At 38.1% G+C, this 11,506-nt stretch carries 11 protein-coding genes; 4 read left to right on the top strand and 7 right to left on the bottom strand.

Annotation, left to right across the window (positions count from 1 at the left end; all coding sequences use genetic code 11):
• The 6 genes from AC1DUW_RS14035 to betB all read right to left on the bottom strand — a co-directional run.
• A partial coding sequence (locus tag AC1DUW_RS14035) for a transposase (RefSeq protein ID WP_477642780.1) occupies window positions 1-126 on the bottom strand: 126 nt, incomplete at its 3' end.
• 118 nt (window positions 127-244) lie between these two features.
• The gene (locus AC1DUW_RS14030) at window positions 245-562 is read right to left on the bottom strand and encodes a hypothetical protein (protein ID WP_477642779.1); all 318 of its coding nucleotides are present in this window, start codon (window positions 560-562) and stop codon (window positions 245-247) included.
• Entirely contained in the window at window positions 559-753 is a 195-nt protein-coding gene (locus tag AC1DUW_RS14025; RefSeq protein WP_477642778.1) for a hypothetical protein, read from the bottom strand. Before AC1DUW_RS14025 ends, AC1DUW_RS14030 begins: the two co-directional genes overlap by 4 nt.
• A 342-nt stretch (window positions 754-1,095) precedes the next feature.
• Window positions 1,096-1,509, bottom strand: coding sequence for a cupin domain-containing protein (locus AC1DUW_RS14020; RefSeq protein WP_340456149.1), 414 nt, complete (start codon window positions 1,507-1,509; stop codon window positions 1,096-1,098).
• Window positions 1,510-1,773: 264 nt separating this feature from the next.
• The gene (locus AC1DUW_RS14015) at window positions 1,774-3,012 is read right to left on the bottom strand and encodes an iron-containing alcohol dehydrogenase (protein ID WP_340456148.1); all 1,239 of its coding nucleotides are present in this window, start codon (window positions 3,010-3,012) and stop codon (window positions 1,774-1,776) included.
• A gap of 56 nt (window positions 3,013-3,068) precedes the next feature.
• Window positions 3,069-4,562 (bottom strand): betaine-aldehyde dehydrogenase, encoded by a 1,494-nt coding sequence (betB, locus tag AC1DUW_RS14010; RefSeq protein WP_379150630.1) that lies wholly within the window; start codon window positions 4,560-4,562, stop codon window positions 3,069-3,071.
• Window positions 4,563-4,761: 199 nt separating this feature from the next.
• On the opposite strand from betB, the gene cudC reads away from it, so the two are divergent.
• The 4 genes from cudC (at window position 4,762) to AC1DUW_RS13990 (ending at window position 9,461) form a co-directional block, all read left to right on the top strand.
• Window positions 4,762-5,337, top strand: a complete 576-nt coding sequence (gene cudC / locus AC1DUW_RS14005; RefSeq protein ID WP_379150623.1) for a choline uptake/conversion transcriptional regulator CudC — start codon at window positions 4,762-4,764, stop codon at window positions 5,335-5,337.
• Window positions 5,338-6,016: 679 nt separating this feature from the next.
• Window positions 6,017-7,714: a high affinity choline transporter 1 gene (locus AC1DUW_RS14000; protein WP_477642777.1), complete on the top strand. Its 1,698-nt coding sequence runs from the start codon at window positions 6,017-6,019 to the stop codon at window positions 7,712-7,714.
• A gap of 63 nt (window positions 7,715-7,777) precedes the next feature.
• Window positions 7,778-8,245: a helical membrane plugin domain-containing protein gene (locus AC1DUW_RS13995; RefSeq protein WP_477642776.1), complete on the top strand. Its 468-nt coding sequence runs from the start codon at window positions 7,778-7,780 to the stop codon at window positions 8,243-8,245.
• A 37-nt stretch (window positions 8,246-8,282) separates the two neighbouring features.
• Window positions 8,283-9,461 (top strand): NAD(P)/FAD-dependent oxidoreductase, encoded by a 1,179-nt coding sequence (locus AC1DUW_RS13990; protein WP_477642775.1) that lies wholly within the window; start codon window positions 8,283-8,285, stop codon window positions 9,459-9,461.
• Window positions 9,462-11,246: 1,785 nt separating this feature from the next.
• Here AC1DUW_RS13990 and AC1DUW_RS13985 read toward each other — a convergent pair.
• On the bottom strand, window positions 11,247-11,506 hold a 260-nt coding region (locus AC1DUW_RS13985), incomplete at its 5' end, for a BCCT family transporter (protein WP_477642774.1).

Below are 11,506 nucleotides of genomic sequence, written 5' to 3'. Positions count from 1 at the left end.
GCGGACTTGATTTTTATCAATTTCTAATTTATCAGCGACCGATTGATAACTCATATCTCCATTAAGGTATAAATCAACGGCCTGCTTTTTGAACGCTTTATCAAACGTTCTTTTAATATTACCCATAGAAAAATCGCCTCCATATATAGACAGATTAGTGTGCTTTCTTTTTTCTGTCTACTAAAAGGGGATCATATCATTCCAGAGGTGTCTTTTTATTTTTCGTTATACTGTGGTTTCATTCTCATTCTTCCCACTCATAATCGGGATTAAATTCTTGCGGCTCCATTTCTGCTTCTTTATATGTAACGGGCTTTTCATTTGGTAACGTGACAGTCATTTCGGTTTTTTCTTTATTTAATTCTAAGGTTAGAAAAGAAGTCTTGTTCGATTCTTTGCCAGATATTATACCGGTTAGTTTTGATCCAGTTGATTCTGGTAACTGAAAATGCTTTAGGATTTTCCCTTTTCCCTTTTTCGGGATTATTTCCAGTGTAAACTTGGATCTATCCTCACCACCGTCACCATCACTTTTGATAAGTATATAAGATTCATCGTTCATCCAACCTCCATATATATGATACTTTGTGCTTCGTAAGATGGCACATTGTCTTGGGGTGTAGGCTTTTGCACCTCATTTTCCTCTTGTACATCTACCCTTTCAGGTTTGATGACCATTTCCTGTTCGTTGTCACAAGCAGCGAGACTCCATAAAACCAGGAATCCTACGGTGATTTTTTTAAAAGTAAACAAAGCTTTTTCCTCCTAAAAGTGAATAACTGGCTTTAATTCTTATCTATTTATTTTGGATTATAATTCCATTGTAACTCCCACTAAATTTCCAGTAAATCAATTACTTGAAGGAAATCAACTTTATTGTGTTTATAAAATGCAAAAAAAGCGTATTATATACGCTTTTTTTAAGTCCTGAATACCTGTAAACAATTTCATGAATTAGCTGGTATAAAAGATGAAATTTAAGATGGTGGCAGTTTGTTGTAATCACTTATTGAGGAAGTTGCAAGGTGTATGTATTCAAGGAGGCGGGTAAACTTCTTCACTTTGAAGATCTGCATAAGGATGTACTTACACTTCTCATAAATAAGAAGGATTAGCTGCCACATTCTTAAAATAAACTGCTTCTCCATCACTTTCACCATCGAAAATAACTGTTGTCTTAGGAGAAAAGATTAAAACATCGCCAACTTCTGCTACATATTTATTCTCTTCGACATCACGTACAACCATTTTCCCTTTTGTAACTACTTTAATCTCGATAAAATTAAATTCTGCTGAATAATCTACTGAAGGTTGCAATGCAAAGAAACCCATTGTTAATACTTCTTTTTTGTCTGTGACAGGTGCATCAATAATTTGTCCCTTTAAGTCTGGTGTTCCTCGCAACTCACTCAATTCATTTAAAATATAAGTACCTGCCTTAATTAACTGAATACCTGGCTTTTCATCTAAAAATTTTAACTCGTTTTGGGTCAAAGTTTTTTCGCTCATTTTAGCACCTCAATTGTTATAATATTTTTCTAAATTCCCAATTTCCAACTGTTTCAAGCGTAGTTTCATAAATCCTTCACAGGAAAGTATCAAGTTCACCTTGCTTCATTTGATAATAATAATTATTTAATAACTTTAAAATTGTACGGATTGGCGTTCGGTGGTTCATTTTCCATTCTCTCTCGCCACAAAGAATATCAAAGATTTTCTTTGTTTATAAAAAGAGGAATATGGCAAATATACGCCGCACTCCTCTTTTTAAATTTAACCGATTTCTACTGGAATTTTAGTAGTTTTAGTTTCTAATGTAGGTTTTTCCAAGTTAAAGCAACGACGGTATATCCATTCATATCCTTTTACATTAATATCTCGTGGATTACCAACCGTTTGCGGATCATTAAATGCTTCCTTGGCTAAGCGCTCAATCGCTTCAACAGGTACACCTTGTTCCGCGAGTGTTGGAATTTCAACGTCTTCAACAAGTTGATATACTGCTGTAACTGCGGCTTTTGCTGCTTCTTCCAAACTCATACCATGAATATTCACACCCATAGCCTGAGCAATACGAGCAAATTTTTCTGGCTCTCCCATCCAGTTATACTCCATTACTGGTCCAAGCATGGCAGCAACACAAGGTCCATGAGCAACAGGATGTATGCCTCCAAGAGTTTGTGCCATTGCATGTGCAGCACCAGCAGACTCACTGCCGTATGATAAGCCTGCAAGCATGGCTGCTTGTGCCATTCCATAACGAGCTTCAATGTCTTTGCCATTTGAAACAGCACGGCGTAAATATTTGGCTACGTATTCGATTGCAAGCAACGCGACTGCATCAGTTATTGGTTGGGCATAGTGGCATGTATAACACTCGATTGCATGTGAAAGGGCATCAACTCCAGTACCTGCAGTAATATGCGCTGGCATTGAGACATGGAGTTCAGGATCAATGATTGTTAAGTGTGCGGCGATTAATGGACCGCCCGTATTAAATTTAAATTCACGAACAGGATCAGTAATAACGGCCCACTGAGTTACCTCGCTTCCCGTACCGGCTGTTGTCGGAATTGTTGTTAATGGAGGGATGCGTTTTTCCAACGGTTTTTTACCTTCCGCTGCTTCATAATTTAATACAGGCTCGCCATGAACGACCTCCACACCAATCGCTTTTGCTGTATCCATGGAACTCCCTCCACCGACAGCAACAAGCCCATCACAAGATAATGATTTATAAATAGATGTTCCTTTTTCCACAACATGAACCGAAGGGTTAGGTTCAACTTGGTCAAATATAACAACTTCTATTTGTGCTTCTTTTAAACTTTTAACAACTGGATCTATTAATCCTACTTTTTTAACACCAGGATCAGTAACAAGCAAAACTTTGCTGACGCCAAGATTCTTGACCTCTTCACCTGTATGTTTGGCTGCACCTATCCCGTGTTTTAATACGGTTGGAACTTCAAAGCTTTTTAATCTTCCCATTCTCTCAAATCTCATAAACATCTAAATCACTCCTTCATCTATTTTTAAAAAATTAAGTAGAATAATCAGTCTTGTATTTACACTAATTCGACTTTTGCATTTTCTCCTTTAAACCAGTGCATAGGTTCGGGATTTGTATTCATATATATATGTTTAATTTCTGTATATTCTTCAAGGCCCACATGGCTCAATTCGCGGCCAATACCGGATTGTTTATAGCCACCCCATGGCGCTTGTGGAAAGTATGGATGAAAATCGTTAATCCAAACAGTCCCCATACGCAGTTTTTTGACAATCCGTTCAGCACAATTCATATCATTTGTCCAAACCGCGCCAGCTAATCCATACAAACTATCATTAGCTAGACGAACAGCTTCTTCTTCTGTTTCAAAAGTCTCAACTGTAATGACAGGACCAAAGGATTCTTCTTGCACGATCCGCATTTTCGTATCACAGTTTGTAAAAATCGTTGGTTCAATAAAATATCCCTTTTGTAATTCAGGTGCAGTCGGACGTTTTCCACCTACGGCAAGTGTAGCTCCTTCTTGGATTCCAAGTTGAATATATTGTTCTATCGATTCCAAATGCTCGGCTGAGATAACAGGACCCATTTCGGTTCCCTCATTGAAACCGCTTCCAATATTTATTTTCTTTGTTCGTTCTACGATCGCTTCTACAAAACGGTCATGAATTTTCTTTTCAACTAACAAGCGAGCGCCAGCAGAACACACTTGTCCAGCATGAAAGAACACAGCATTAAGTGCATAGTCAACAGCAGTATCAAAATCTGCATCAGCAAAAACAATGTTTGGGTTTTTTCCTCCAAGTTCCATTGAAATCTTTTTAAAGTTACCGCTGGCTGCTTTCATAATGTGTCGACCTGCTTCTCCTCCACCTGTAAATGAAATAAGGTCGACGTTAGGATTTTCAGCCAACTCCGAACCGACTGTTGAGCCCGGACCCAATACAAGATTCACAACACCTTTTGGAAAGCCTACTTCTTCAAAAATCTCGCACATTTTAATCGATGTAAGAGGTGTAATTTCGGCTGGTTTTAATACAACTGTATTCCCGGCAGCCAATGCTGGAGCTAGTTTCCATGAAGCCTGAAGCAATGGGTAATTCCAAGGTGCAATCAATCCACAAACTCCAACCGGCTCACGTACAACACGACTGACCGAGTTTGGATTAGGAGATTCGATCATCAGACCGCCGTCTTTATCAGCAAGCCCGGCATAATATTGAAACACACCTGCAATCCCATCCATATCTGCAAGACTTTCTGTCAGCGTCTTCCCTGTATTCAGTGACTCCAACTCTGCCAACTCTTGTTTATACTCTTTTATTTTTTGAGCAACTTGAAAAAGAAGATCACCTCTTTCCGCCGCCGTTAGGCTACCCCATACCCCTTCATCAAAAGCACTTCTTGCCGCTTGAATTGCTTCTTTAGCATCTTCGCGGCTCCCTCGCGGAACTGTTTCAATAACCTCTTGATTAAAAGGATTGATAATCTCCCTTTTTTCACTACTCTTAGCCTCAACCCATTTACCATTGATGTACATTCGTTTCATTGCCAAACCAACACCCCCAAATATTGGAATTCGTTAAAAAAATATTTAACGTTTTTAATATACCGAAAGTATAATTCATAAATTATTTTCAGTCAATATGGAATATTCAGATTATTTTACATTGACATTCATTCTTTCACTGTTTATATTAAATTTAGTTTTATGTAATATTTTGAAGAAAAAAAGGAGGTGATATAATATGGTGGAGAGGGCGTGTGTCTATATGGAAGAACAAAAGAATCACATAGAAATACTTGAAGAAGCGGAATCAATTGTGATTGATGCTATAGCAGAAACGATGGACCTATATGGGGTAACACATTCCATTGGAAGGCTTTACGGAGTTCTTTATTTTAGTGAAGAACCGATGACATTAAATAAGATGAGCAGTAGTTTAGGAATGAGCAAACCAAGCATGAGTACAGGAATCCATTCTCTTATGGATATAGAGATGGTCCAAAAGGTTTGGCGAAAAGGGGAACGAAAAGATTTATACAAAGCAGAGAAAGACTTTTTTGTATCGTTTCTTTCATTTTTCTGTAAAAAATGGGATCGGGAACTCTCTGTCAATATGCAAGCCATTGAAAAGGCAACTGAAAAATTCAATTCTCTATTGGACAACCCCGATGTTCCCGATGCTATACAACAAAAAGCAAGAAAAAATCTTCAACAACTTCAAGATTCAACTCAATATTATTTGTGGCTTAAAAAATTGGTCCATGCATTTCGATCGAAGGAATTGGTTAAAATGATTGAAGAAATTGATAGTGATTAATACGTTCTCTACTTCAAAATAGAGGAAAACAACGAAGTAGTAAGACATCTTTCAGGAAAGTATCTTGATATCATGGTAAAAATGGAATAAAGAACACAGTAATGCTTGATCGGTAAAAGATACTGGAATCACAAAAACTAACAACGCAAACCACTTAATATCTTCAGAAGAATGGATCCTATTTCTCCTTTGAATGTGAACCTAAAATCTTCACGTTCATTGAGAAGAAATTGAAAGAGCAACTAAACAAAAAACCTCTCTATTAGGCAAAACCTACCCCTATAGACAAAGAACCTTCAACATCTTAAAGAGGCAAACTTTATTTTTTATCCTTTTAAAAATTAGTTTAGTAGTTTGATTCGTAGAACTGTTTATTACTCGAAGATTCCAGCTTTAAAACAAATTATCAATCTTAAAATATAATTACAATTTGGAGGAAAAACAGTCTGGTGATATTTGTTGTTACTATTAAAAAGCAATTAGAAAAAAGGGTCGAACTAAGGCAGTATACACGTTCACCCATTAATAAGATGGTTCTTATCAAGACCATCTTATTTTAATAGAGCAAACATTTATCAAAGTCTCACATTATCTCCTATCCCTTCAAAGACTTACTGAAAAGTAACAATATGAAAGCGCTTGCATCATTAAGCACTTTACCTATTTTAAGAAAGAAGGGATGCATTTGAATGGAAATCAGGCCAGACAAAACCAGGAGCAGATAACTATTGATCTTCCAGAAAGTCAAAAGCGACAATTTTGGACTCCTTTAAAAACAACGATTGCTGGTTTTATCGTTTTTACCAGCTTTACGATCTTTTATTCTCTTATGGCCAAGAAAAGTATTTATTGGCCTGGTCTACTGATTATGCTGGGTTTATATTGCATATTCTATTACATCGGGGCGAAAGCAGTCGAGAAAAGGCGAGGGAAAACAGATGATATGCTTGTTGCTGGAAGGTCGATGCCGCTATGGTTATCAATGTTTACGATGACTGCGACCTGGGTTGGCGGAGGTTACATTGCCGGAACTGCTGAAACGGTTCATTCTTCTGGAATTGTGTGGACACAAGGGCCATGGGCATATGGGCTTAGCTTGATTATTGGAGGGATTTTTTTCGCACGAAAAATGCGACGTATGGAATTTATGACCATGCTGGATCCTCTTGAGTCTCGTTTCGGATATAAGATGACTGGACTTCTCTACTTCCCTTCTCTTCTTGGTGAATTGTTTTGGAGCGCTGCGATGTTAACTGCTCTTGGGACGACATTCAGCGTTATTCTCGGTTTAAGTTTCACTGTTTCCATTATTATTTCAGCGATCGTAGCAATTGCCTATACCGTAGTCGGTGGTCTTTGGGCGATCGCTCACACTGATGTCCTACAGCTTTCTATTATGTTCTTCGGATTGATAATTGTCTTACCATTTGCCTTTTCCAATGTTGGAGGCTTTCAAGTGGCTTTTGATAATTACGCCGACAACATGCAAGGAATGATGAGTCTTTTTCCTCCTCTAACAGGATGGAATGATCCTAACTGGGGAAATTCTTTCTGGTATTGGTGGGATTACACACTTTTATTGGTGTTCGGAGGAATTCCTTGGCAAATCTATTTCCAGCGCGTTCTATCTGCAAAAAGTGAAAATGTGGCGATGTGGTTATCGATTTGGGCTGGAATTCTATGCTTCTTCTGTGCGATTCCACCAGCATTAATCGGAATTGCCGGTTTTAATGCGGATTGGGCTTCACTCGGGACCACAGCTCCGGAAAGCTCTTCAATGATCCTAACCTATGTATTTAAATATATGACACCTAGCCTTGTTGGTGCCATTGCCCTTGGTGGATTGGCTGCAGCAGTTTTGTCAGCAGTTGCCGCATCACTCTTGTCGGCATCAGGCATGGCAGCTTGGAATGTTTATCGCCCGCTTGTAAAACCGAAAGCAAGCCCTCGTCAACTGCAACAGATTATTAAACGCAGTATCATCTTGATTGGTATTGGAGCAACACTGATCGCCTTAAACGCTAAAAGTGTCTATGCGTTATGGTACTTATCGAGTGACCTGGTCTACTGTATCTTGTTCCCTCAACTTACCTGTGCGCTGTACTACAAATGGGCGAACTGGTACGGAGCACTCTCGGGATTTATTGTCGCCTTACTATTACGAGTCGGTGGAGGAGAACCGTTACTAGGATTACCTCCTGTCATTCCGTACCCGTTGATTGAGGACGGGACAGTATATTTCCCTTTCCGTACCACTGCCATGCTTGCAGGCTTGATTACGATTCTCGTCGTTTCTTATTTAACACGGCATAAATGTCCGCCACTACCACTGAGCAACTTACATGGAAAAAAGGAAGAACAAAACGCTGTTAGATAATATGTTGTTAATAAAGGTGACGTTTTGCCACCTCTTACTAAAATGGTAAAGGAGATTCTATCTATGTCACAAGCAATTAATCAACAACCATCTACACAGAAAGCTTATTCTATTGAGAATCAATTCTCATCCTCAGCAGTAAGCCAAGCTCAAATAGACGTGCTTAATCAATTGTTAAAACCGGAAGTACAGGAGTCTTTGACTGTCCTTGTGGAGAATTTACCGAAATTGGCAGAAATGGTTCCCTATCTAACCAACTCATATGATGTAGCGCAATCTATAATGACAGATCGCGTACTCATTAATGATTTAGTAGGTGGTATGCAGGAGTTCGTAAAACCGCTGGAAGGAAAGATAAAGGAGTGCGCAGCAACAGCTATAGAAGCAAATGATTGGGCCCAGGCAAATCAGGGAACCACTATCGGTGTGTTTGGTTTATTGCGAATGTTAAAAGATCCGCAAATACAAAAAGTGTTTCGATTTGTACAGGCTTACTTAGATTTAACATCTGAAAAACAGGAGAAACAGTAAAAATTTCTTAGGATAAAACAATGAACGGAGGAAGATTATGGGGGTAAATATTTTAATTTTGGGCGGAGGTTATGGTGGTTTACTAAGTGCCTTGACAGCACGACAACATTTAGGAACGGATGAGGCCTCCATTACACTTGTCAATCGCTTTCCAACCCACCAAATTATTACGGAATTACACCGTCTGGCTGCAGGGAATTTGTCCGAAAAAGCAGTAGCATTGCCGCTAGAAAAAATGCTACGTGGTAAAAACATTGATTTAAAGATTGGTAGTGTTCAAGAGATATCCCCTGACGATCATCAAGTTTTTCTTAAAGATGGAACAATACTGACATATGACTTGCTAGTGATTGCGTTAGGGAGTGAAACAGCTTACTTTGGTATTCCGGGCCTACAAGAGCATAGCTTTATTCTAAAGTCAGTAGAAGATGCCAATCGTTTACGTGATCATGTCGAATCCTGTATTCGCACATATAGCAAAACCTATAGTAAGGAATATGCAACGATTGTGGTAGGAGGTGGCGGACTTACTGGGATTGAATTGATTGGTGAGTTCGCTGATTTAATGCCACAATTATGCCGAAAATACGGCGTAAACTCTCAAGAGATTTCCTTGCTTTGTGTCGAGGCCGCACCGACTATTTTACCAGGGTTCCCAGCTGAATTAGTGGAACGTGCTCAAACTAGTCTAGCGGCACGTGGTGTAGAGTTTGTAACCGGGACACCGGTTACAAAGATGGAACAGTCCACTGTAGAGCTGAAAAATGGAAGAACGATTGAAACGAAGACGATGGTCTGGACAGGCGGCGTTCAAGGTAATTCTGTGGTTGCTAATTCGGGAATAGAAGTGAATCGCGGACGTGCGCTCGTAAGTGAATATCTTCAGTCTACATCTCATCAAAACGTGTTTCTTTCCGGCGACAGCGCCGTTGTTTTTGGAACGGAGGGTCGTCCGTATCCCCCAACTGCGCAGTTAGCTTGGCAAATGGGCGAAACAGTTGGCTATAATTTGTTCGCTTACGTTACAGGCGGTGTGAYGGAAGAGTTTAGTCCTGTCTTTTCCGGAACATTAGGCAGCCTTGGTCGTAAAGACGCAATCGGTACAATTGGGGAAAATAAAACCCAATTGAGAGGCTTTCCAGCATCATTAATGAAGGAATCTAGTAACATTCGTTACCTATCCCAGATTAATGGACTTTTCAGTTTAGCGTATTAATTATTACAAGAGAAATTGATTTTTGACGAGTAATGTTTACCAATCAACTGAAGATACTTTAGTATCAACTAAATATGCGAAATTAAGACTCGTAGTGTGTGAACAATCTCTATTATTACAAGACAAGAAAACTCTCAAAACATAACTCTTAAAAAATCATAATATTCAGCTAATTAAATTCATTATTTAAAAATAGTTAATAGAAAAACTTCATGAGGTGATTTAATTGAGTATAAATAATAATAATAATCTTACAACTAGCTGGGGTGCTCCGGTTGGGGACAGAATCGAGTGGATAATGTCATTCCCTAGTTCCTAGTCATTCCATCCAATTTTCTTTAGATGAACATGACCATCTATTTGTCAAACTAGCAATGTTATAAAGTATGTCCTTATACTAAAAAATCCATCTATCTCTTTTCAAAGGTAGATGGATTTTTTAGATGTGTTTTTTCCTATTAATTAGGGAAAAATATTATAAATTCTATGTAAGGATAAACACGCATTAGAAAAAATTGAAAAACGCAGATTAAAAAAGGACATTTTTATTGCCCTGTTCCCTGTATCGGCCCCACCTACGCCAAATACTATGACGGCCACACATGCCATCCAACCCACTTTTAGTATAAATGAAAGCGTTTACAATTTCAATACCTAATAGGTAAAAATAGTTATTTATTTTAAATCTTGTCTGTTTCATATTGTTTTCTACAATATTAATAGACAGTTAGGGGGCTGTGCACAGAGGGCTAGTACAAAGACTTACGTACAATTTGAGTTTATTTCTGTTGAGTAAAGCTACTTTTTGACGAGTTTCTTCTATTTATAATGTAATTCTATATATTGTTTCATGCTGTTTGCGAAAAGGAAACCTGAACAACTCTCCCCTTTCCGTTTACTGACTTCTTTAGATCGTGAAGCTTGAAAGCAATCTCGTTTAGAACAGTATCAAGGATGAAATGTATTCAAAGTCATTCCTCAGAAACGGGTATAACTATACCCCGCATAAGGGACACACATAAAAAAGTGTCCCTTATCCGGTTTTTTTTATGTTTCAATAGATGATTGAACTTTATTTCAAAGGTACAACTGTTAATTTCGAATTGGTGCTTGTGTAATAATATACGTGCAAAATAGCACATATAATATGTGCAAATTATCGCCTAAAGTGACATTTTATGCAGAAATTAGAAAGAAACGTGCGAACAGCCCAGAATAGTTGTTTCACGTTTTGAATGTCTCAATTTAAAATCTAACGCCATATTAAAATGTGTACTTGTTAATTATTCATCGTAAAATCAACACTATTATTATTTGAAACTAAATGTATATAAATTTGTATAACTGGCAATACTGATAAAGTATTCCCCCTATTTATAAAAGGCCTTTGCTCCAGTTGAGCAAAGGCCTTCTTTTGATGAGTTTCTTCTTTTGATGAGTTTCTTCTATTAGATAGGTTACTTTAAACTTCCATCATACTATTGCCAAATAGAGTGCAACCTATTACAACTTTGCAGCCTAAATGCCCAGTCAACTATTTAGAGATCCAGATGGAGAAAACCCCAATAAGAAATGAGGAACCTTGATAGTAAGCTACCTTTTATCGAATGTTGCTCTGTTTTACGTATTTAACTCTTTATTTTAGTTTGTTTATTGGATAAATCAAAGAGTGACAGTCCTTTTAAGAATCCTTACTCTACTCGTAAATAAGTCATAGGAATTAGCACTGTTCAAAATGACGTATTTCAACTAACGCATTACTTTAATTGTTAAACAAATTGCTGCTTAAGAAATTTTTTCTTTTGGGATCGAGGTAGAGTCTTCTTTGACCTCTTCCTTTAAAGCCTTGAATAAAGACCAACACATGATAACCATAATAATCGCAAAGGGAAATGCAGCTGCGATTGAGGCAGTTTGAAGCACCTGCAAACCACCTGCCATTAGTAACACGGCGGCAACCATTGACTGAATGACCCCCCACGTAATTTTAATTTTATTTGAAGGGTTTAAATTACCTCTTTCGCTTAGCATTCCCAACACAAAAG

The sequence above is a fragment of the Peribacillus sp. P4_C12 genome, assembly GCF_056402095.1.
This window is presented reverse-complemented; position numbering and strand designations above follow the sequence as displayed.

Coding starts and splice junctions, on each gene's coding strand:
- AC1DUW_RS14030 (WP_477642779.1), bottom strand. CDS start 562: ATGAACGATGAATCTTATATACTTATCAAAAGTGATGGTGACGGTGGT.
- cudC (WP_379150623.1), top strand. CDS start 4,762: ATGGTGGAGAGGGCGTGTGTCTATATGGAAGAACAAAAGAATCACATA.
- AC1DUW_RS14020 (WP_340456149.1), bottom strand. CDS start 1,509: ATGAGCGAAAAAACTTTGACCCAAAACGAGTTAAAATTTTTAGATGAA.
- AC1DUW_RS14000 (WP_477642777.1), top strand. CDS start 6,017: ATGCATTTGAATGGAAATCAGGCCAGACAAAACCAGGAGCAGATAACT.
- AC1DUW_RS13995 (WP_477642776.1), top strand. CDS start 7,778: ATGTCACAAGCAATTAATCAACAACCATCTACACAGAAAGCTTATTCT.
- betB (WP_379150630.1), bottom strand. CDS start 4,562: ATGAAACGAATGTACATCAATGGTAAATGGGTTGAGGCTAAGAGTAGT.
- AC1DUW_RS14015 (WP_340456148.1), bottom strand. CDS start 3,012: ATGTTTATGAGATTTGAGAGAATGGGAAGATTAAAAAGCTTTGAAGTT.